The organism is Leptothrix discophora (assembly GCF_030705305.1).
Lineage (GTDB): Bacteria > Pseudomonadota > Gammaproteobacteria > Burkholderiales > Burkholderiaceae_C > Sphaerotilus > Sphaerotilus discophorus.
On the sequence record NZ_JAUZEE010000001.1, the window covers coordinates 388,223 to 409,244 of the forward strand.

The following is a 21,022-nucleotide window of genomic DNA, read 5'->3' on the forward strand; positions in this document are numbered from 1 at the left end:
GTTCCCGCACCGGAGACCCCGCATGAACCACCACCCCGTCTGGCTCGATGCCGACGCTTGCCGCGTTGAAGACCTGCAGGCCATCCTCGACGCCGGACGCGGCGCGGCCAGGCCAGCGCACGCCGCCGAGCTGGCGCGTGGCGTGCCGATCTACGACGGCGCGGCGCTGCGTCCGCTGCTGGCCGATCCGGCCTCCGCCCGCGCGCTGATGGCCGAATGGCACGAGGTCTTCGCCGACGGTGCCGGCGTGCTGGTGCTGTCGGGCGCCTGGGACGACCTCGACCGGCTCGATGCCGTCACCGCCGCCTTCGAGCGCCTGATCGAGGACGAGCGCGCCACCAGCACTGGCGCCGACCACTTCGCCAAGGCCGGCAGCAACAGCCGGGTCTGGAACGCGCTGCAGAAGCTCTGCCTGCGCGAGCCGGCGCTGTTCGCCCACTACTACGCCAACCCGATGCTGGCGGCAGTCAGCACGGCCTGGCTCGGCCCGGCGTACCAGATGACCTCGCAGATCAACTGCGTCAACCCGGGCGGCCAGGCGCAGGACCCGCACCGCGACTACCACCTCGGCTTCTGCAGCGCACAGCAGGCCGTCGCCTGGCCGGCCCGTGTCCATCGGCTGTCGCCGGCGCTGACGCTGCAGGGCGCGGTGGCCCACGTCGACATGCCGCTGGCCAGCGGGCCGACGCTGCTGCTGCCGCATTCGCACAAGTACGAGCCCGGCTACCTGGTCGCGCACCGGCCCGCGTTCGACGCGCTGTTTGCGCGCGAGCACGTGCAGCTGCCGCTGCGCAAGGGCGATGCGGTGTTCTTCAACCCGGCCCTGATCCATGCCGCCGGCACCAACCGCACCACCGACATCCGCCGCATGGGCAACCTGCTGCAGGTCTCGTCGGCCTTCGGCCGGGCGATGGAAAGCGTCGACCGCGTCGCGATGAGCCTGGCGCTCTACCCGGTGCTGCGGGCCGAGCTGGCGGCCGGCCGGCTCGACCTGGACGCGGCCTCGTGCGCCATCGCCTGCTGCGCCGAAGGCTATGCCTTCCCGACCAACCTGGACCTCGACCCGCCGCTGGGCGGCCTCGCGCCGCAGAGCCACCAGGCGCTGATGCGCCTGGCGCTGGCCGAAGGCTGGGCGCCGCCGCGCTTCGCCGAGGCGTTGCAGGGGCGGGCGACGGCGCAGCGGGCCTGAGGAGCCCGGCGCCGTCGCGTCATCCAGTTGAGGGCTGACGGCCGCGCGTCATCGCGGGACCATGCACCTGCCGCCCCTCACGGGCGGAGGAGTACGGCGATGAACACCATCGAATCCGTGGGCCGGCGCACCGCGCTGGATCGACTGGGCCGCCTCGGCGCCCTGTCGCTGCTGGGTGGCGCGCCCTTCGCGCTGGGTGGCTGCGAGGCCTTGCTCGAGCGCATCCGCAACCGGCCGATCCGGCGCAGCCTGCGCACGCTGCCGGACAACGATCCCGTGATCCAGACCTATCGGGCGGCCGTCGCCGCGATGAAGGCGCTGCCGGCGTCCGACCGGCGCAGCTGGAACGCGCAGGCCCAGATCCACTTCGACTTCTGCCCGCACGGCAACTGGTATTTCCTGCCCTGGCACCGCGCCTACCTGCTGTACTTCGAGCAGATCTGCCGCCAGCTCACCGGCGAGCAGGACTTCGCGTTGCCGTACTGGAACTGGACCTGCCAGCGCCAGCTGCCGGCGCCCTTCCTGGGTGACGCGTCCGACCCCTTGTTCGTCGGTGGACGCACCGGCGTGCCGCCGGCCGCGCTGGCGGACTCGCTGGTCGGCCCGGCCGTGATGGACGGCATCCTCGACGAGACCAACTTCAACCTCTTCGCCAGCGACCCGGCCACCGCGCTGCGCCCGCCGGTCGGCTACGGCACGCTCGAAGGCACGCCGCACAACTCGGTGCACGGCTTCGTCGGCGGCGTGATGGGCGGCTACCAGTCGCCGCGCGACCCGATCTTCTGGATGCACCACAACATGATCGAGCGGGTCTGGTGGGACTGGAACGGCGTTCGCGGCAACGCCAACACCAACGACCCGGCCTGGCACCAGCTCAGCCTGGGTGGCATGTTCTGCGACAAGGACGGCAACCTGATCCAGAACATCACCGTCGGCCTGCTCAACCTGGCGCCGCTGCTGAGCTACCGCTTCGACGCCGATCCCTTCACCTTCTGCGGCCGCATCCTGCCGCCGTGGCGCATCACCGACGAGGTCGCGCTGCGCAAGCTGCTGCAGGAAGGCGGGCCGGTCGAGCTGCGCCGCGTCGCCACGCTGGCTCGCTCGGAGGCCTTCGAGGTGCCGGTGGGCCAGGCGCTGTCGCGACCGCTCGCGATCGAGAACGCGGCGGTGCTCGCCCAGGTCAGCCGCAAGGGACCGCAGCGCCTGCTGCTGCGCATCGTGCCGGCCGAACAGCCCGCCAGTGGCGACCACTTCGTGCGGGTCTTCATCGGCCTGCCGCAGGCCGGTCCGTCGACCTCGACCGACTTGCCCAACTACGTCGGCAGCTTCGCGTTCTTCCACGATCCCGAGGCCCACCATGCCCATACCCAGACACATGCCCATGCGGGTGGCGTCATGAGCAACGCCGCCTTCGTGGTCGACGTCGGCGCGGCGATCGAGAAGATGCGCGCGGCCGGGCTCGCGGTCGACCCCAGCCTGAGCGTGCAGCTCGTCGCGGTGCCGCAGTCCGATCAGCAGCCACCGCGCGAGAAGTCCCTGCGCGTGGCCAGCCTGGAGCTGCACCTGGCGCAGGGCAGCGCGCCCGCGCCGCGTCCGCTTGGCGGTGAACCGGTGGCGAAGTGATGCGCACCGCCGCGACGGCCGCGACGGCCGCGACCGCCGTGATCGGCGCGCTGCTGTCGCTGGCCGCCTGCGCGGCCGCCGGTGGGGACCCCGTGCCGGACCCGAACCGGTCCGAGGCCTGGACGATCCGCTTGCCGGCTGCACCACCCGAGGCCGCCGTGTTGCGCATCCGCGTGAGCCCGGCGGCCCCGGTCGGCGGCACCGCGCCGGCGTCGCTGACGGTCCATGCCAGCCTCTACCCGGCCGACCAGCCCGCGCAGCGCACGCGGCTGGGCAGCTGGAGCCTCCATCCGCCGGACGTCGCCGCGACCTTCGTCGTGCGGGTGCCGCCGGCGCTGGTCGAGGCCAGCCGCCGCACATCGGCGGCGGGCGCGGGGCTGGTCCTGCAGGTCGACTCGCCCGGTCTCGCGCGGGTGTCGGTGCAGGCCCAGTGGGCGGGCCTGCCGGCGCGCTGATTCAGCCCTTGTTGGCCGCAGGCACGACGCCCGCACCGCTGCTGCTGCCGGCCGCCTGCTCGATCGCGGCATGCAGGCGGGCGACCGCCTCGGGCTCGCCCTTGATGGCGTAGGTGTCGTGCTCGCAGTGCGGGCAATGGGCCTCGAAGGCGGCGGAGACGCCCGGCAGTGCCGACACGTCGACCGGTGCCATGTCGGTCAGCGTGGCCTGGCAGTGGTTGCAGGTGATGAACTTCGGCCGCAGCGCGAGCTGGCGGTCGATGGCGGCTTGCTGGCGTTGTTCCAGGCTGCCGCGCTGGCGGGCTTGTCCCATGGTGGCGGTGCTTTCGTGAGGGTGTGGGTACGGGATCAACGGCCCGGCGCGGCGTCGACCACGCCGCCAGCGGGCAGGTCGTCGCGGGCAGCCAGCCGCAGGATGGACGCGGCCACGGCGGCCGGTGTCGCGAGCTGGCCGTCGCGGTGGCGCTGGCGGAAGCGCTCGACCTCGGGGAAATCGGCCGCATCGGTCGAGCGGATCAGCGCCTGCATCGCGGTGTCGATCACACCGGGGTTGACCGACACGGCGATGAAGGGCTGCGGCTCGCGGGCTTCCTCGGCGGCCAGGGCGCGGATGTAGCCCTCCAGGCCGGCCTTGCTGGCGCTGTAGAGCGACCAGCCGGCATAGCCCTTGGTCGCGGCGCCGGAGGACACGGTGAGGATCGTCTTGCGGCAGGGTGCGGCTCGAAAGTGCCGCACCACCGTCGCCAGGAAGAGGATGGCCGAGGTCAGGTTGGCATCGAGGTTCTGGCGCAGCGTGCGGGCCGGCTGGCGCCAGGTCGGCCCGATCGGCGACAGCGTGCCGGCGTTGCCGATGACCAGCAGCTCCGTGCAGGCCAGCGGATCGATCGCCGCGAGCGTGGCCTCGACCGCGTCGACCACCGCATCCGGATCGGCGAAATCGACCCGGACCGAATGGGCATGCGGCGCACTGCGCGAGAACTCGCGCAGCTGCCAGCCGGCCTGTTCAAGCTGCTGGCACAGCGCCAGCCCGAGGCCGCGCGAGCCGCCGGTGACGAGGGCGAGTTTCATGGTGGGCAAGGCCTTTTCAGGAACGTCGTCGGACACCACGCGCGGCACGCGCGAGGCTCAGATCCAGCGCCGCGTGCGCCGCCGGTAGGCGTCATAGGCGCTGCCGAACTTGTCGGCCAGCACACGTTCCTCCGGGCGGATCTGGAAGCGCGTCACATAGGCCCAGAACACGACCGGCCCGAGCCAGGCGGCCCAGGCATCGATGCGCACCGCGTAGGCCACCAGCAGCAGCAACAGGCTCAGGTACAGCGGATTGCGCGAGAGCCGGAAGATCCCGCCGGTGACCAGCCGCGAGGCCCGCTCCGGATGGATCGGATTAAGGGTCGTCCGCGCCCGCCACATCGTGGCCAGCGCCGCCAGCGCGATCACCGCGCTGAGCTGCGACAGCGCCACGCCCAGGTGCATGCGCCAGGCGCTCGGATCGATGCGCAACCCGGCCAGCAGCGTCGCCGCCTTCATCACGAGGCCGGCCAGTCCGGCGATGACCGGGGCGGGGATGCGTGTGTCGAGGGTGTCGAGGGTGGGCACGGCGGGCGCAGGGTGGGGTGGGCGGCGATCGTAGCGCCGAAGCGCCGCAGCGCCGAAGCGCCGTGGCGCCTTGGGCATCGCGCTCAGCCCGGATGCCGCCTCGGATGAATCACCAGCTCCGGGTAGCCCGTGCCAGCGTCCTGCTCGCGCCGGAACTGCCATCCCGGCAGGTCTGCCACCAGAACCTCGGCGGTGGTCCGGACCCGGCTGCCGGCGGCGAGATGTCCGCCCCGCACCTGTCCCTGCGCGTCGGCCACGGCGATGTGCAAGTGGGCACCGTCCGGGCTCAGGCTGCCCGACAGGCTGATGATCTCCAGTGGTCCTTCCACCGTCTCTGCCTCGGCGGCCCCCGCCCAGCGGATGCGCGCATCGTGCAGGCTGCCGATGCCGGCGATGACAAAGGCGGATCGGTACGGGCGACTCCACGCTTCCAGCGCCAGCCTCAGGTCGTCGCCGGGATTCAGGCGCAGGGGGTGAGGGGGCATGTCGTGCGTCACCCCACCCCCAGCCAATACCCCTGCGCCAACCCCAGCGTGTACTCGTCGAACGGGCCCTCGACCGCCAGGCAGTCGCGCAGCTGCTCGGGCGGCTTCAGGTAGGCGTGGGCCTGGAGACGCGATGGGCCCGCGTCGATGGCTTCCAGCTCGATCGCGACCCGCACGTAGCCGGTTGGCAGGCCGACTTCCTCGAAGCGGTCCATGGCCTGAAGGTCCGTCTCGTCGACCTCGAAGACCTCGCCACGCACCTGCAGGCCGGTGCCGGGGGCGTCCAGCAGCCAGGGTGCGCGGTCCTCGTGGGGCAGTTGCACGACGTGCAGCGGCCAGGGCCGGACCGTGCGGTAGCGGCCGCCGACGCGGCGGCCGGTGTTGAGGTGGCGATTGGGGAAACCGTCCTTGAGCGTGCCGTAGACGAACAGGAAGACGGGCATGCGGGCGTGACCGGGGTTCATCGGTCGTGGTCAGCGCGGCTGCGCCAGGAACCAGGCCACCAGCGCGTTGGCGTGGCCATGGCCGATCTGGTGGGCGGACTTCAGCAGGGTGACCAGTTCCATGTGCTTGAGCGGGCCGGCCACCTTGAGGATCGCCATCCAGTGATCGATCGGCTGGCCGTAGGTCTTCTCAATTGAAGGGAAATACGAGGCCGGACCCTTGATCTTCTCTGCTGCGGGCATGTCGTGGCTCCTGTGGTGACGGGTGGTTTGGACGCGTCCGCTGCTCAGGCCGCCGCGATGCCGCGCTTCACCTCGGCGGCCAGCCGTTCCAGGTTCTGCTGGTTGGCCGTGGCGACGAAGGACGCGATGGCCTGGTAGTGCTCGACCGTGTCGAAGGTCTGCTGCCAGTGCACGAGGGTGCCGTCATCTCGGGCCTCCAGTTCCAGCGTCAGGATGAAGTGGTGACCCTGCACGTGCTCGATCGCGAAGCAGCGGTCCGGCTCGATGCGGACGAAGCGGCTCTCGTTCGGGTAGTCCTTGCCATCGGGGCCATGCATGGTCAGCGTCCACAGGCCGCCCTCGACGAACTCGAAGACATGCACGGTGTTGGTGAAGCCGTCCGGCCCCCACCAGCGCGCGATCCGCGCCGGGTCACGGATGGCGGCATAGACCTCCGACGGCGTCGCGGGGACCAGCAGGCTGCGGGTGTCGGAGCGGGGGGCAGTGGGGTTCATTCGGGATCCTCGGATGGGTCATGCCGGGCGACAAAGAGTTGCGCATGTCGTAGGCGATGGACAGTGGCAGTTCCGGGTGTGCCGCCCCGAAGCCCGGGTCGGATCGCTCGATGTTGCGACTGGCTTCGCCGATGACCTCAAGATTGCGGATCACCGCATCCTGGACGATCAGGCTGGACTGGAAGCCCGCCAGGTCCAGGTCGACCGTGTATCGCTGGATGCGTTCGATCGCTTCAGCGATGTGGCCCAGGTCGTCCTGCACGCGAGCCGGATCCAGCGTCATACCGGCCGAGCCTCCGACAGCACCTTGGCCTTGAAGGCATCCGGCAAGGCATCGGGTGTCAGGACGTCCACGCGGACGCCAAGCAGGCGCCGCAGTTCCAGGCGTATGGCGCCGATGTCGTACAGCGTGGTGTCCGGGGTCGGGTCGATCAGCAGGTCGAGATCGCTGGACTCGGAGTCCAGGCCGTGCAGCACGGAGCCGAAGACGCGGGCATTGCCGGCGCGATGGGCGGCCACGACGCGGCGGATGGTGGCGCGGTGGTGTTCAAGGGCGTCGGAGGGGCGCATGGTCTCGGGTCGCATCCACAAGGCCGGAGTGCACTGAATATACCGACCTCCCGCCTCCCCCGGCTCACCCCGCCGGGCCTGCCTCGACAAGTTCCAGCAAGGCCGTCGCGGCCGACTCGTCGGTCACCAGCGTGCCGCAGCCGACCCGGCGGCGGGCGGCAAGGATGGCGCGGGCGCGGTGCGCGCCGCCGGCGGCGATCAGAACGTGGCGGGACTGGCGGACCGCGTCCAGGCCGACCGACATGACCCGCGCATTCACCGGGTGGTCGACGCTGTGCCCGTGTTCATCGATGAAGTTGCACATCAGGTCGGCCACCGCGCCGGCTGCGGCCAGCTCGGTGCGTTCGGTCGGGGTGACAAGCTGGCTGCCCAGCGCGCTCGCGCCGCGACCGACGTCGCCGACGCTGAGGATGGCCAGGTCCAGCGACCCGGCCATGCGGTAGAGCGGGGCCAGGCCGGCATGTTCGATCAGCAGGCGGCGGGTCTCGGGGCTGTCGACCAGCACCGGCGCGGGGAAGAGGTGGCAGCGCGCGTCGAGCAGGCTGCTCAGGCGCCAGGCGAACTCGACCGGGTTGGCATGGTCGGTCTGGACCGTGCCGCCCAGCAGCGACATGACCTGCATGCCTTCGTGGCGCGGCGGACGGAAGCTGGCCAGCGAGGCGGTTAGCGTGCGGCCCCAGCCGACACCGATCGACATGCCATCGACCAGCGCCTCGGACAGGAACTTGCCCAGCGCCAGGCCGACGTTCTTCGCGGTGGCATCGAGGTCCTGAGCGCCCGGGCCCTGCGGCGCGGACGGCACCACCACCGCCTCGTCCAGGCCGAGCGCCTGTTCGAGCCGCAGCGCCAGCGCGATGCAGTCGCCATCGCCCTCGTCGATCCAGATGCGGACCTCGTGGCGGCGCAGCGCCTCTTCGAGCATGCGCACCACCGTGCTGCGGCCCAGTCCGAGGCGGTCGGCGATGTCCTTCTGGGTCAGGCCGTGGTGGTAGTAGAGCCAGGCCGCGCGCAGCCGCAGCGAGGCGGTGTCGCTCAGTGCGGTCGGGGCGTTGCGGCGCAGTCGGGTCATGGATGGTGTGGCAGCCGGCCTCAGCGTGCGGCGGCGCGGGCTTGCAGAAAGGCCCGCAGCGCCTCGTTGACGAGCGCGGCCGACTCGACATGCGGCAGGTGCCCGGCCTCGGGTGCGAGCACGGTCTCGGCGCCGAAGCGGGCCAGCCGGTCCGGGTCCGGTGGGTTGATGCGGTCCTGCGCGCCCCAGATCACCAGGCGGGGCAGGGCGGTCGGCGGGGTGCGGCCGATGGCCTCGGCGGTGGCTTCCAGCGTGGCGGCCTCGTCGCGCAGGGCCTGGGCGATGCGGCGCAGCGCGTCGCGCCGGCCGGGCTCGCCCAGCTGGGCCAGCACGCGGGCGACCAGCACACGGCCGATCAGGCGCGGCTGCACGACCAGGCGCTGCATCAGTGCGCTGGCCTGGACGGCATCTTCCAGGTCCGGATAGGTGTCCAGGAAGGTGGCATCGACGCCCAGTCCGAGGCCGGCCGGGGCGATCAGCGCCAGCGACGCGACCAGGTCCGGGCGGACCTGCGCCAGCCGCAGCGCGACCGCGCCGCCCAGCGAATGGCCGACCAGGTTCAGGCGCGTGAGGCCGGCCGCGTCCAGCGCCTGCGCGACCCGCGCGGCCAGCGTCGCGACGCGGCCGTCGTCCACGGCGGTGTCGGCGCTGCCATGGCCCGGCAGGTCGACCGCATGCAGCGTCGCGGCGGTCTGCAGCGCCGTCTGGTTGACGACCCAGGACAGGCTGTCCGAGCCGTAGCCGTGCAGCAGCACCGCGTCCGGACCGGCGCCGCCGAGGCGCTTGAGCACCGCCATCGCGCTCAGGCCCCGTCGCCGTCGATCAGGCCCAGCGTCGCGCCGACGCCGGCCAGTTCATCGATGGGCACGGTGATCTCCTTGAGCACGCCGGCGGCCGGCGCCTCGATGTCGATCGTGACCTTGGGGGTCTCGATGGTCAGCAGCGCCTCGCCGGCCGCGACGGTCTCGCCGACGGCCTTGTGCCATTGCTGGATCAGCGCTTCCTCGATCTCGTTGCCGAGCTGGGGCATGACGACGGGGATGTCCATGGGGTGTCCTTGTGGGCAGGTGGGCAGGTGGGCAGGTTCAGGAGGGGCTTCAGAGCGCGCGCCGGGCGAGCGCCAGATCATCCCAGCCGCGCACGCCGCGGCGGGCGTCGCGGCGGCCGGGGAAGAGTTCGGTGGTGACGACGTCCACGATGTCGTCGGCCTGCGGGAAGTAGGTCGACTCCATGTCCGCGCCCGGCACGATCCAGTTGGGCGCGCCGAGCACGCGCGGCGCAGCCTTCAGGTCGGCGAAGGCGAAGCGGGTGACGTTGGCCGCCAGCGTCATCGGGAAGCTGCCGCGCTCGGAGGCTTCCGAGACGATCAGCAGCCGGCCGGTCTTGCGCACCGAGGCGAGCAGCACGTCGTAGTCGAAGGGCACCAGGGTGCGGGCGTCGATCACCTCGGCGGACAGGCCGAAGTCGTGTTGCAGTTCCTCGGCGGCGGCCAGCGCCGGGTAGAGCGAGGGGCCGATGGTCAGCACGGTGACGTCCGTGCCCTCGCGCTTGATGTCGGGCAGGCCCAGCGGCAGGCGGTAGTAGCCGGCCGGCACGCCGCCGCCCTGGAACTGCTCGACCGTGTCGTACAGGCGCTGGCTCTCGAAGAACACGACCGGGTCGTCGCCGGCCAGCGCGGCCGCCAGCAGGCCCTTGGCATCGTGCGGCGTGGCCGGGTAGACGACCTTGAGGCCGGGGATGTGGGCGACCAGCGCGGTCCAGTCCTGCGAATGCTGGGCGCCGTACTTGCTGCCCACCGAGCAGCGCAGCACCACCGGCAGGCGCAGCGCGCCGGCCGACATCGCGTGCCACTTGGCCATCTGGTTGAAGACCTCGTCGCCGGCCCGGCCGAGGAAGTCGGCATACATCAGCTCGACCAGCGAACGGCCGCCGGCCAGCGCATGGCCGACCGCCGTGGCGACGATGGCGGCCTCCGAGATCGGCGCGTTGAACAGCCGGTGGTAGGGCATCACCTCGTGCAGGCCCTTGTAGACGCCGAAGGCGCCGCCCCACTCGCGGTTCTCCTCGCCGTAGGCGACCAGCCGCTCGTCGTGGACCATGTGGTGCAGGACGGCCTCGAACAGGCCGTCGCGCAGCGTGATGGCACGCATCGGCGAGAGCTTCTTACCGTCCGCGTCGAGCCCGAAGCGGGCCTTCTTCGCGTCCTGGCGGATGCGCGCGCAGCTCTCCAGCGGGGCCAGCAGCGGCGCGGGCGTCGCGGGCAGTTCGCTGACCGCGTCCGAGAACATCAGCCGGCCGATCAGGGTCGGGTCGGCCGGGATGTCGACCAGCGGCGAGACCTGCGGATCGACCGCGGCGGCGGTGACCGCGCGGATCGTCTGCGCCACCTGCGCCCGCATCGCGGCGACGGCCTCGGTGTCCAGCAGGCCCTCGGCGACCAGCGCGGCGGTGTAGACCGCGATCGGGTCATGCGCCTCCCAGGCGGCCAGCTCTTCGCGGGTCCGGTAGGCGTTGGCGTCGCTGGTGGAGTGGCCGCTGTAGCGGTAGCACTCGACGTCCAGCAGGGCAGGACCTTGCCCGGCGACCAGTTTCGCGCGGGCTCGCTCGACCGCATCGGCGACGGCCAGCGGGTTCACGCCGTCGACCGTCTCGGCATGCAGGGCCTCGGCGTTGATGCCCGCGCCGATGCGCGACAGTCGTTCCCAGCCCATGGTCTCGCCGGCGGTCTGGCCGCCCATGGCGTAGAAGTTGTTGGAGAAGAAGAACAGCACCGGCAGCCCCCCGGCCGGGGCCGCGTCGGCCTCGCCCCACAGCGTGCGGCATTGCGCCATGGCGGCGAAGTTCATGGCCTCCCAGACGGGGCCGCAGCCGGTCGAGCCGTCGCCCGCGTTGGCCACCGCGATGGCGCCTTTGCCGGACCGCTTCAGGCGCATCGCCACGCCGGTGGCGATGCCGGCGGAGGCGCCCACGATCGCGTTGTTCGGGTAGGCGCCGAAGGGCGGGAAAAAGGCATGCATCGAGCCGCCCATGCCGCCGTTGAAGCCGTTGGCGCGCATGAAGATCTCGGCCAGCAGGCCCAGCAGCAGGAAGTGCTCGGCCTCGTCACGCGGCGTCGCGCCCGGCAGGTGGCGGCGCACCGAGCCCAGCAGCGCACCGCCCTGGTGGCCGGCCAGGATGGCGTCGAGCGCCGCCGCGTCGAGCCGCTGGATGGCGGCCAGGCCCTTGGCGATGAACTCGCCGTGGCTGCGGTGGCTGCCCATGATCAGGTCCTGGACCTGCAGGCCCAGGGCCTGCCCGACGGCCGCACCTTCCTGTCCGATCGACAGGTGGGCGGGTCCCTTGTAGTTGTAGACGATGTCGGCGTAGGCGCCCTTGGCCTTGAAGGTCGCGAGCATGGTCTCGAACTCGCGGATCACCAGCATGTGGCGCAGCACCTCGCGCAACGCCGCATCGCCCCGCCGGTCACGTTCCTCGGCCAGCGCCCGGGCATAGGCATGCACCGGGATCGTCGGCACAGACAGCTGGCCGGGCTGGCGGGTCAGGGCGGGATCGATGGGCAGGCTCTTGGGCATGGTGCGTCGCAGGGCGTCGGTGGGATGTGTGTGATTCTAGGCACATTTGTTTTTCATAGAAAACAAAAGACGCATCGGGACCATGGGAACTCGCCGTCGAGGACACCGGAACGAATCGATACCCAAGCCGTCGCACGGGCGGTTCAAGATGCGGGTCTTCCCGACCGGCGCGGCCGCGCCCAGGAGCACGTCATGAACCCACGTCCGCATGTCTGTTTCGACCGCATCCTGCCGCGCGAGCTGTTCCTGCCGGCCGGCACGATGCAGGTGGCCGGTCGCACCCGCGCGATCTCGCCGATCGGCAAGACCTGGATGAACGGCTCGACGCTGCATGTGCGCTTCATCGGCGGGACGGCCGCCGAGCGGGCCAACGCGCAGGTGCAGGCCGGCTGGTGGCAGGCGGCCTGCAACCTGGGCTTCGTGTTCGACGACGCGCCGCAGGCCGAGATCCGCATCGCCTTCAACCCGGACGACGGCGCCTGGTCCTACATCGGCACCGACGCCCGCTCCATCCCCTACGACCAACCGACCATGAACCTCGGCTTCGAGGACGGCGGCACCGCCGCGCACGAGTTCGGCCACGCCATCGGCCTGGCCCACGAGCACCAGAACCCGGCCGGCGGCATCCAGTGGAACGAGGTGGTGGTGATCCGGGAACTGGGCGGACCGCCCAACAACTGGTCCGAGGCGATGACCCGCCACAACGTGCTGGCGCGCTATGCCACCGACCAGATCAACGGCACGCAGTTCGATCCCGACTCGGTCATGCTGTACTTCTTCCCGGCCTCCTGGACCACCAACGGCATCGCCACGCATGCCAACCACGTGCTGTCGGCGCTGGACAGGGAATTCGTCGCCGGCGCCAGGATGTACCCGAAGGCCCAAGGTCCGACGGTGGGCAGCGCGGTGACGCTGGCGGTCAATGCGCGCGAGCGCACGCCCGCCACGATCGGCCAGTTCGGCGAGGAGGACCTCTACACCTTCACCGTCGCGCAGCGCGGCCTGCACATCGTCGATACGCAAGGGCCGAGCGATGTGGTGATGAAGCTGTTCGGACCCGACTCGCCGACCGCGCTGATCGCCGAGGACGACGATTCCGGCATCGGCCGCAATGCCCGCATCGCCCGAGCCTTGATGCCGGGCCGGCACTGGGTGCAGGTGCGCCACTACAACCGCCGCAGCGGCGTGGGCGACTACTCGGTGCGGGTGCGCCGTTCGGCTTGATCCGAAAGGGGCGCGGAACGACCGACCGCGGCCTGCTCGCCGGTCCGGCCGGTCCGATCAGCGCCGCGACAGCAGCCAGGCCAGCGCCTGGGCCATGTCCGGCGCGGCCTGCGGCGGCGGGCTCTCGGCCCGGGCCGCCGCGGTCTGCTGGAAGCGTCGCTCGACGCCCGGCAGCACCACCGATGCCGGCCCATGCCGGGCCAGTTCGGCGGCTGCCTCGTGGACCTCATGGGCGCGCCGGCCGGCATGCACGACGTGCGTGCGCACCAGCATCTCCAGAAAGTCCTGCAGCGGCGTCTGGTCGATGTCGCGCAGCTGTTCGAACAGCTGGGCGCGCAGGCCCTGCCGCTCGGCGGCCACCAGCAGCTCGACGCTCAGGGCCTCCAGCCCCTTGGTGAAGGCGCTGCGCAGCAGCTTGAGCGCCACCGCGTCGCCGGGGCGTCCCCCTTCGATCACCTGGACGCGCGCGCCGGCCTGGCTCATCCACCGAGCCAGTTCGGCCGCGCCGTCGCCGGCTGCCAGCAGCGGCGTGCGCGCACCGGCCAGCGAGACCGCCCCCATGATCGCCACGTCGACATAGCGCAGCGAAGCGGCGGCGGCCAGCCGTGCCGATTCGCGCTTGGTGTCCGGGCTGGCGGTGCTGAGGTCGCACAGCGTCGCGCCCGGACGGGCCAGCGCGAGGCAGCGGCGGGTGATCTCCAGCGTGTGCGAGCCGGTCACGCAGGTCAGGATCCAGTCGCGGTCGGCGAGCCAGGGGCCGAGCGTGTCATCGGCATCGGCATCGGCATCGGCATCGGAGGCGGCGGCGGCGGCATCGGCGGCGGCCTTCAGGCTGGCCCGCGCCTGGCAGGTCCGCAGGTCCAGGCCGGCGGCGCGCAGCGCATCGGCGTAGATGCGGCCGACCTCACCGAGGCCGACAAGGGCGATCTTCATGGGCCGGCTCCTGGCCAGTCGTGCAGGCCGGGAGTGTCGGCGACGCGGCTCAGGGCGCGGCCAACGCGGCATCGATGGCCGTGAGTTCCTCGTCCGACAGCGGTGCGGCGTGGGCCGCCTCGACCGCGTCGCGGACCTGCTGCGGCCGGCTCGCGCCGATCAGCACGCTGGTCATGCCCGGATGCCGCAGCACCCAGGTCAACGCCATTTGCGCGAGCTTCTGGCCGCGGGCACGGGCGATGGCGTCGAGCGCCTCGATGGTGCGCAGCCGCTGCGGCGTCAGGTCGGCCGGCTTGAGGAAGCCCACGCCCTTGGCCGCGCGTGAATCGGCCGGCACCTGGCCACCCAGGTAGCGGTCGGTCAGCAGGCCCTGGGCCAGCGGCGAGAAGGCGATGCAGCCGATGCCCTCGTCGGCCAGCGCCGGCAGCAGCGCCGCCTCGATGCCACGGTCCAGCAGGTTGTAGCGCGGCTGGTGGATCAGGCAGGGCGTGCCGAGCCGACGCAGGATCGCGGCCGCCTCGCGCAGCCGGTCGGGCGGGTAGTTGGACAGCCCGACGTGGAGCGCCCGGCCGCTGCGCACGGCGTGGTCGAGCGCGGCCAGGGTCTCCTCCAGCGGCGTGTCGGGATCGGGCCGGTGGTGATAGAAGATGTCGACGTGGGACAGGCCCATGCGGCGCAGGCTCTGGTCCAGGCTGCCCAGCAGGTACTTGCGCGAGCCGCCGTCTCCGTAGGGGCCGGGGCCCATCCGGTAGCCGGCCTTGGTCGAGACGATCAGCTCGTCGCGGTGGGCCGCGAAGTCGAGCTTCAGCAGCCGGCCGACGTGTTCCTCGGCCGAGCCCGGCGGCGGGCCGTAGTTGTTGGCCAGGTCGATGTGCGTGACGCCCAGGTCGAAGGCGCAGCGCAGGGTCTCGCGCAGGGTGTCGGCACGGTCGACGTCGCCGAAGTTGTGCCACAGGCCGAGCGACACCGCGCCCAGTTTCAGGCCGCTGGCGCCGCAGCGCCGGTAGGGCAGGCGCTCGCAGCGGTCGGGTGCGGCGAGCCAGGGGCTGGGGGTCATGGACGTTTCAAGGACGTTGTTCGTGGACAGGTTGGGAGGCCGCCGCGCGGCCGTCAGGCATGACCGTGCAGGGCGACCGGACCCGCTCCCGCGCTGGGGTGGCAGACGTAGACCGAGGCCGCCTCGCCGCTGGGTGCGCGGTACTGCGCGGCAATGGCCTCGCGGGCCGCGCCGACCAGGTTCTCGGGCAACAGCGCGACCACGCAGCCGCCGAAGCCACCACCGGTCATGCGCGCGCCGCCGGCCGGGCCGATCACGCCTTGCAGGATCTCGACCAGCTGGTCGATCGGCGGCACGGTGATCTCGAAGTCGTCGCGCATCGACACATGCGATTCGGCCATCAGCGCGCCCATGCGCACCATGTCGCCCGCGGCCAGCGCCTGCGCGGCATCGAGGGTGCGGCGGTTCTCGGTCACGACGTGGCGGGCGCGGCGCCAGGCCAGTTCGTCCAGGTCGCCGCGCCCGGCCACCAGGCGGGCTTCGTCGAGGTCGCGCAGGGCGGCCACGCCGTAGTGCGCGGCGGCCGCCTCGCACTGCTCGCGGCGGGTGTTGTATTCGCTGTCGACCAGGCCACGCTTGACGCGCGAATGCACGATCAGCACGGCGATGTCGGTGTCCAGGTGGACGGGGCTCACGTCCAGGCTGCGGCAGTCGATCAGCAGCGCATGGCCGGCCGTGCTGCGCGCGGAAATGAGCTGGTCCATGATCCCGCAGTTGCAGCCGACGAAGCGGTTCTCGGCGATCTGCGCGAGCTGGGCGATGCGGGTCTGGCTCAGGTCCAGGTCCTGCAGCGACTTGAAGGCCTGGGCGATGGCGACCTCCAGCGCGGCCGACGACGACAGGCCCGCGCCCTGCGGCACGTTGCCGGCCACGGCGAGTTCGGCGCCGCGCAGCGGCCAGCCGTCGTCGAGCAGGGCCTTGACGGTGCCGCGCACGTAGTTGATCCAGGCCTGGTCGGCCCGGCCCTGCACCGGCAGGATGGGCGCGTCGAGGCGGAACTCGTCGAGCTGGTCGCCGTAGTCGCTGGCGACCACGCGCACCGTCATGTCGTCGCGCGGCTGGGCGGCCACCAGCGTGTGGTAGTCGATCGCGCAGGGCAGCACGAACCCGTCGTTGTAGTCGGTGTGTTCGCCGATCAGGTTGACGCGGCCGGGGGCATGCACGACGGTGGTCGGCGCGGCATCGAAGCTGTCGGCGAACGACGCGAGCACGCGCGTCATCAGGGGGGAGCTCATCGGGTGCGTCCTTGTGGTGGGGCGGGGCGATGTCGACGGCTCAGGCCGTGGCCGGGTCCGAGGTCTCGTCCGAGGCGACGTCCGATGCCTTGTAGTGAACGTCGCTCACCGCGCGCAGCTTCTCGGCGGCCTGTTCGGGCGTCAGGTCGCGCTGCGCCTCGGCCAGCATCTCGAAGCCGACCATGAACTTGCGCACCGTGGCCGAGCGCAGCAGCGGCGGGTAGAAATGGGCGTGCAGCTGCCAGGCCCGCGCGTCGTCGCCGACCGCGTCGAAGGGCGCGCCGTGCCAACCCATCGAGTACGGGAAGCTGCAGCGGAACAGGTTGTCGTAGCGCGAGGTCAGTGCCTTCAGCGCGACCGCCAGGTCGGCCCGCTGCGCCGGGTCCAGCTGCGGCAGGCGCTGGACCGCGAAGCGCGGCAGCAGCAGGGTCTCGAACGGCCAGGTGGCCCAGTAGGGCACGACCGCGAGCCAGTGCGCGGTCTGCACCACCGTGCGCTCGCCAAGGGCGGCCTCGCGCTCGGCATAGTCCAGCAGCATGGGCCGGCCCTGTCGGGCCAGGTAGAGGCGCTGCTCGCGGTGTTCGGCGGCGGCCTCGTTGGGCAGGTGGCCGGTGGCCCAGATCTGGCCGTGCGGATGCGGCTGCGAGCAGCCCATGATCGAGCCCTTGTTCTCGAACACCTGAACCCACGGGTGGTTGCGGCCGAGCTCCACGGACTGCTCGCACCAGGTGTCGATGACGCCGCCGATGGCCGCCAGCGACAGCTCGGGCAAGGTCCGCGCATGGTCGGGCGAGAAGCAGATCACCCGGCTGGTGCCACGTGCCGAGGCGACCGTGAACAGCGGGTCGGGCGAGGCCGGTGTGGCCTGCATCTGCGGCACGTCCGGCATCAGGGCGGCATGGTCGTTGGTGAAGACAAAGGTGCCGGTGTAGGCCGGGTTGACGTCGCCGCTGACCCGCGTGTTGCCGGCGCACAGATAGCAGCCGGGATCGTGCGAGGGCAGCGTCTCGTCGGCCGCGTCTTCCTGCCGGCCCTGCCAGGGCCGCTTGCTGCGCTGGGGCGAGACCAGCACCCACTGGCCGGTCAGCGGGTTGCGGCGGCGGTGCGAGTGTTCGGTCGGGTCGAAGGCGGGGGCGTTCATGGCAGGCGTGGCAAGCGTGGGGTCGGCGGCGGACCGCATCAGGCGACGCGTTCAAGCGTGACGATGAAGGCGGTCTCGGCCTGCGCCCGCGGCATCGGCAGGCCGGCATGGGCCAGCCAGGCACCGTCGACCAACAGGCCGTCGGCGCTGTTGATGGCATCGAAGAAGGCCGCCGTGTGGTGGCGCTCCTTCGAGCGCACGGTGCCGGCCGGCAGGACCTCGCGGACGCGGTAGCGCGCGGCCGCATCCAGCATTGGCAGTCGCAGCGTCGGCGCGTAGCGCAGGCTGCTGGGCTGAGGCCGGTAGGCCAGCAGCACCAGAGCGTTCACGGCCTCGTCGCCATGGACCTGCCAGACCAGCTCGTCGGCGCCTTCGCCCAGCCAGACGCGGCCGTGGTGCAGGCGCTCGCGCAGCTGCTTGTAGATGCCGATCCAGTCGCGCAGCACGCGCTTCTCGTCGTCCGACAGGTGGCGCACGTCCAGCTCGACGCCGAGGTGGCCGGGCAGGGCGACGGCGGCGCGGAAGGGCATGGCCTGGCTGCGGCCGGTGGTGTGCGAGGGCGCGGTGCCGACGTGCGCGCCCATGATCTCGGGCGGGAAGAACTGCAGCAGGCCACGCTGGATCTCGATGCGCGAGAGCGCGTCGATGCAGTCGCTGGTCCAGACGCGGTGGGTGTGGCGCAGCACGCCGAAGTCGATCCGGCCGCCGCCGCCGGAACAGCTCTCGATCTCGACCGCCGGATGGGCCGCCCGCAGCCGCGCCATCAGCGCCCAGGCCGCGTGGACCTGGGCCCGGTAGCCGGCCCGCCCGTCGGCCAGGCCGGCCGGCGCGAGGTCGCGGTTGTGGTCCCACTTCAGGTAGGCGATCGGATGGGCCGTCAGCAGCGCGGAGATCTTCTCGAACAGGTAGTCGGCCGCCTCCGGCCGCGAGATGTCCAGCACCAGCTGGTTGCGCGCCGTCAGCAGCGGCCGGCCGGCGACCTGCAGGGCCCAGTCCGGATGGGCCCGGAACAGCTCGCTGTCGGGGTTGACCATCTCGGGCTCGACCCACAGGCCGAATTCCATGCCCAGCGCGTGGACGTGGGCGATCAGCTCGCCCAGCCCGTTCGGGAACTTCGTCTCGTCGGGCCACCAGTCGCCCAGCGCGGCGCGGTCATGGTGGCGGCCGTGGAACCAGCCGTCGTCGAGCACGAAGCGCTCGATGCCGACCTCGGCCGCGGCGGTCGCGAGTTCCTGGACCGGGCCGGGGTGCACGTCGAAGTAGAAGCCTTCCCAGGTGTTGAGGTGGACCGGGCGCGGCTTCATCGCGCCGCCCGGCCAGTTCAGGCGGCGGCGCAGTTCGGCGTGGAAGTTGGCGGCGATGCCGTTCAGGCCGTCGATCGAACAGGTCGCGACCAGCTCGGGCGTGTGCAGCGACTGGCCCGGCTGCAGGCGGCCTTCGCCGGGCGCCAGCCACTCGCCCATCTGCCACTGGTAGATGCCGTCGTGCAGCCACTCGATGGTCTGCTGGTGGTTGCCCGACCAGGCCAGGTGCGCGCCGAAGCACAGGCCGGCGTCGGCGGTCGTGCCCGGCGTGGTGGCGATGGCACCGGGGAAGCAGTCGTGGCTGGTGCGGCCGCGCCGGCTTTCCTTGCGCCACAGGCTGCGCGTCACCGGATCGACCTGGGGCAGGAACTCGTGCACATGCTGGCCGGCGAAGGACCGCACCGCGTCGCAGTGGTCGGGCAGGCGCAGCGTGGCGGCGGCCAGCCACTGCACGTCCAGCGCGCGGTCGCCGAGGTTGTGCAGCACGCTCTGCGCGACCAGCACGTCGCTCGGGCCGTCCAGCCGCAGCGTCAGGTCCAGGCGCAGCCGGGCGACGGCGTCGTGCAGCTTCAGGCAGACGGCCGAGCCGGGCGCGAGCCACTCGACCTCGCAGCCGGTCCAGGCCTGCGCGAAGTCCTGGCCGTCGCGGTGCGCCAGCAGCGCGCTCTGGCCGAACCAGCCGACGCCGAAGGTCGGCACCACCGTCAGCGGCTGGTCGACGTCCAGCATGAAGCTGGGCAGCGGTCGGCTGTCGCGCAGCGGCATCTCGGGCGTGGTCGCCTCGGGCAGGCGCGGGCCCCAGTAGCGCCACAGCGGCGCCTCGTCGGCGTGGACTTCGAGGATCAGGCTGCTGGCGCGGCCGTGCAGGGCGATGAACTGCGCGGGCGCGCTGGGCAGGGGCGTGGCGGTCATGGAGGGGCGGTACGGCTGGGGCGACGAAGAGAGGGGCAGGCGTGACTCAGGCGGCCTGCGGCAGCAGCAGGTCGGTGTCGGCGATCAGGCGGGGCAGGGCGTGGCCTTGCGGGTCGAACAGGTGGATCGCGCTCGCGGGCATCGCCAGCGCGATGCGGTGTCCGGCGACCGCATGGGCATGGCCGGGCGCCTTGGCGACCAGCGCGTCGCCACCGGCGGCCAGGCTGTGCTCGCCGTCGCCGGCATCGAGGTACAGGAAGGTCGACTCGCCCAGCCGCTCCTGCCACTGCACCGGCCGCACGATGTGCTGCGTGCCCGTGCCCAGTTCGGTGTGCTCGGGGCGGATGCCCAGCGTCACCGGCGTGCCCGGCTGCAGGCTGCGGGCGTCGACGCTGGCCTCCAGCTCCTCGTTCGAGCCGTTCACGCGGACCCGCGCCGAGGCCGGCCCGGCGCTGACCAGCGTGCCCTTGAGGAAGTTCATCTTCGGGCTGCCGATGAAGCCGGCCACGAAGAGGTTGCGTGGGCGGTGGTAGAGCGCCAGCGGCGAGCCGCATTGGGCCACCGAGCCCTCGCGCTGGACCGCCTCGCCGGTGTTGAGCAGCAGGATGCGGTCGGCCAGCGTCATCGCCTCGACCTGGTCATGGGTGACGTAGACGGTCGATGCGCGGCCGAAGTCGCGGTGCAGCTTGGCGATCTCGAAGCGGGTCTGCACGCGCAGCGCGGCATCGAGGTTGGACAGCGGCTCGTCGAACAGGAACACCCCCGGCTCGCGCACGATGGCCCGGCCGATCGCCACCCGCTGGCGCTGGCCGCCCGACAGCGCCTTGGGCTTGCGCTCCAGCAGGTGGTCGAGTTGCAGCACCTTCGCGGCGGCGCGCACCTTCTCGTCGATCACCTTCTTGTCGACCTTGGCCAGGCCCAGGCCGAAGGCCATGTTCTCGTAGACCGACATGTGCGGGAACAGCGCGTAGGTCTGGAACACCATGGCCACGCCGCGGTGCGCCGGCGGCACCTCGTTCATCAGCGCGCCGCCGATGCGCAGCTCGCCGGCGGTGATGTCCTCCAGCCCGGCAATCATGCGCAGCAGCGTCGACTTGCCGCAGCCCGACGGGCCGACGAAGACGCAGAACTCGCCCTGGGCGATCTGCAGGTCGACCTCGCGGATCACCGGCGGCAGGTCGCCGTAGGCCTTGAAGACGTTCTTGAGTTCGATGCTGGCCATGGTGCGGTTCGGGCTCCGGCAAGGTGGAGAGGAGGGTGGGCGACTCTGGTGCTGGATTGTGTTGCTAATAAAATTAGCGATAAGTAGTGAAAACCCCGATGCCTCGAACGCCGAAGTTGCTTGACGTGGCCCGCGCCAGGGTGTGGGCGCGCCCCGAACAGGCCCGACGGGTGATCGATCGGTGAATGCAGCGCGCTATAAAGAGTGCCGACCCGGCACGCGGCGGCCGATCGGTCGATCCATCTGATAATAAAT

23 protein-coding genes are annotated in these 21,022 nt (G+C 71.7%); 4 read left to right on the forward strand and 19 right to left on the reverse strand.

Features of this window, described 5'->3' with window-relative positions:
• The first annotated feature begins 22 nt into the window (after nucleotides 1-22).
• From Q8X39_RS01690 to Q8X39_RS01700, 3 genes are all read left to right on the forward strand, one after another.
• Nucleotides 23-1,189 (forward strand): phytanoyl-CoA dioxygenase family protein, encoded by a 1,167-nt coding sequence (locus tag Q8X39_RS01690; protein WP_305747893.1) that lies wholly within the window; start codon nucleotides 23-25, stop codon nucleotides 1,187-1,189.
• Between the two features lie 99 nt (nucleotides 1,190-1,288).
• A complete protein-coding gene (locus Q8X39_RS01695) occupies nucleotides 1,289-2,812 on the forward strand; it encodes a tyrosinase family protein (RefSeq protein WP_305747894.1) in 1,524 nt (507 codons plus the stop codon).
• Entirely contained in the window at nucleotides 2,812-3,267 is a 456-nt protein-coding gene (locus tag Q8X39_RS01700; protein ID WP_305747895.1) for a hypothetical protein, read from the forward strand. Before Q8X39_RS01695 ends, Q8X39_RS01700 begins: the two co-directional genes overlap by 1 nt.
• Nucleotide 3,268: 1 nt before the next feature.
• Here Q8X39_RS01700 and Q8X39_RS01705 read toward each other — a convergent pair whose 3' ends face one another.
• The 13 genes from Q8X39_RS01705 to Q8X39_RS01765 form a co-directional block, all read right to left on the reverse strand.
• Nucleotides 3,269-3,580, reverse strand: a complete 312-nt coding sequence (locus Q8X39_RS01705; protein WP_305747896.1) for a hypothetical protein — start codon at nucleotides 3,578-3,580, stop codon at nucleotides 3,269-3,271.
• A gap of 35 nt (nucleotides 3,581-3,615) precedes the next feature.
• Entirely contained in the window at nucleotides 3,616-4,335 is a 720-nt protein-coding gene (locus Q8X39_RS01710; RefSeq protein ID WP_305747897.1) for an SDR family NAD(P)-dependent oxidoreductase, read from the reverse strand.
• 57 nt (nucleotides 4,336-4,392) lie between these two features.
• The gene (locus Q8X39_RS01715) at nucleotides 4,393-4,863 is read right to left on the reverse strand and encodes a methyltransferase family protein (protein WP_305747898.1); all 471 of its coding nucleotides are present in this window, start codon (nucleotides 4,861-4,863) and stop codon (nucleotides 4,393-4,395) included.
• Nucleotides 4,864-4,946: 83 nt separating this feature from the next.
• On the reverse strand, nucleotides 4,947-5,348 hold the full coding sequence (locus tag Q8X39_RS01720; protein WP_305747899.1) for a PPC domain-containing DNA-binding protein: 402 nt from the start codon (nucleotides 5,346-5,348) through the stop codon (nucleotides 4,947-4,949).
• 8 nt (nucleotides 5,349-5,356) lie between these two features.
• Nucleotides 5,357-5,812, reverse strand: a complete 456-nt coding sequence (locus Q8X39_RS01725) for a gamma-glutamylcyclotransferase family protein (RefSeq protein WP_305747900.1) — start codon at nucleotides 5,810-5,812, stop codon at nucleotides 5,357-5,359.
• Nucleotides 5,813-5,821: 9 nt separating this feature from the next.
• Nucleotides 5,822-6,034, reverse strand: a complete 213-nt coding sequence (locus Q8X39_RS01730) for a DUF4287 domain-containing protein (RefSeq protein WP_305747901.1) — start codon at nucleotides 6,032-6,034, stop codon at nucleotides 5,822-5,824.
• Nucleotides 6,035-6,078: 44 nt separating this feature from the next.
• Entirely contained in the window at nucleotides 6,079-6,528 is a 450-nt protein-coding gene (locus Q8X39_RS01735; protein ID WP_305747902.1) for an SRPBCC domain-containing protein, read from the reverse strand.
• The gene (locus tag Q8X39_RS01740; protein ID WP_305747903.1) at nucleotides 6,446-6,811 is read right to left on the reverse strand and encodes a HepT-like ribonuclease domain-containing protein; all 366 of its coding nucleotides are present in this window, start codon (nucleotides 6,809-6,811) and stop codon (nucleotides 6,446-6,448) included. The genes Q8X39_RS01735 and Q8X39_RS01740 overlap by 83 nt, the downstream gene beginning before the upstream one ends.
• Entirely contained in the window at nucleotides 6,808-7,098 is a 291-nt protein-coding gene (locus Q8X39_RS01745; RefSeq protein ID WP_305747904.1) for a nucleotidyltransferase family protein, read from the reverse strand. Before Q8X39_RS01745 ends, Q8X39_RS01740 begins: the two co-directional genes overlap by 4 nt.
• Nucleotides 7,099-7,162: 64 nt before the next feature.
• The gene (locus Q8X39_RS01750; RefSeq protein WP_305747905.1) at nucleotides 7,163-8,167 is read right to left on the reverse strand and encodes a sugar-binding transcriptional regulator; all 1,005 of its coding nucleotides are present in this window, start codon (nucleotides 8,165-8,167) and stop codon (nucleotides 7,163-7,165) included.
• Nucleotides 8,168-8,187: 20 nt separating this feature from the next.
• Complete coding sequence (locus Q8X39_RS01755) at nucleotides 8,188-8,964, reverse strand: alpha/beta fold hydrolase (RefSeq protein WP_305747906.1); 777 nt, start codon at nucleotides 8,962-8,964, stop codon at nucleotides 8,188-8,190.
• Between the two features lie 5 nt (nucleotides 8,965-8,969).
• Nucleotides 8,970-9,215, reverse strand: a complete 246-nt coding sequence (locus tag Q8X39_RS01760; protein WP_305747907.1) for a lipoyl domain-containing protein — start codon at nucleotides 9,213-9,215, stop codon at nucleotides 8,970-8,972.
• Nucleotides 9,216-9,264: 49 nt separating this feature from the next.
• Nucleotides 9,265-11,739: an alpha-ketoacid dehydrogenase subunit alpha/beta gene (locus Q8X39_RS01765; protein WP_305747908.1), complete on the reverse strand. Its 2,475-nt coding sequence runs from the start codon at nucleotides 11,737-11,739 to the stop codon at nucleotides 9,265-9,267.
• Nucleotides 11,740-11,931: 192 nt separating this feature from the next.
• Between Q8X39_RS01765 and Q8X39_RS01770 the strand changes: the two genes are divergently transcribed.
• Nucleotides 11,932-12,963 (forward strand): M12 family metallopeptidase, encoded by a 1,032-nt coding sequence (locus Q8X39_RS01770; protein ID WP_305747909.1) that lies wholly within the window; start codon nucleotides 11,932-11,934, stop codon nucleotides 12,961-12,963.
• A gap of 57 nt (nucleotides 12,964-13,020) precedes the next feature.
• On the opposite strand, the gene Q8X39_RS01775 is transcribed toward Q8X39_RS01770, so the two are convergent.
• The 6 genes from Q8X39_RS01775 to Q8X39_RS01800 are packed head-to-tail and all read right to left on the reverse strand — an operon-like array spanning nucleotide 13,021 to nucleotide 20,767.
• On the reverse strand, nucleotides 13,021-13,896 hold the full coding sequence (locus Q8X39_RS01775) for an NAD(P)-dependent oxidoreductase (protein WP_305747910.1): 876 nt from the start codon (nucleotides 13,894-13,896) through the stop codon (nucleotides 13,021-13,023).
• 49 nt (nucleotides 13,897-13,945) lie between these two features.
• Nucleotides 13,946-14,953: an aldo/keto reductase gene (locus tag Q8X39_RS01780; RefSeq protein ID WP_305747911.1), complete on the reverse strand. Its 1,008-nt coding sequence runs from the start codon at nucleotides 14,951-14,953 to the stop codon at nucleotides 13,946-13,948.
• Nucleotides 14,954-15,006: 53 nt separating this feature from the next.
• Complete coding sequence (galK, locus tag Q8X39_RS01785) at nucleotides 15,007-16,188, reverse strand: galactokinase (RefSeq protein WP_305747912.1); 1,182 nt, start codon at nucleotides 16,186-16,188, stop codon at nucleotides 15,007-15,009.
• Between the two features lie 40 nt (nucleotides 16,189-16,228).
• The gene (locus Q8X39_RS01790) at nucleotides 16,229-17,329 is read right to left on the reverse strand and encodes a UDP-glucose--hexose-1-phosphate uridylyltransferase (RefSeq protein WP_305747913.1); all 1,101 of its coding nucleotides are present in this window, start codon (nucleotides 17,327-17,329) and stop codon (nucleotides 16,229-16,231) included.
• Nucleotides 17,330-17,367: 38 nt separating this feature from the next.
• Nucleotides 17,368-19,545 (reverse strand): alpha-galactosidase, encoded by a 2,178-nt coding sequence (locus Q8X39_RS01795; protein WP_305747914.1) that lies wholly within the window; start codon nucleotides 19,543-19,545, stop codon nucleotides 17,368-17,370.
• Between the two features lie 46 nt (nucleotides 19,546-19,591).
• Complete coding sequence (locus Q8X39_RS01800; protein WP_305747915.1) at nucleotides 19,592-20,767, reverse strand: ABC transporter ATP-binding protein; 1,176 nt, start codon at nucleotides 20,765-20,767, stop codon at nucleotides 19,592-19,594.
• Nucleotides 20,768-21,022: the final 255 nt, after the last annotated feature.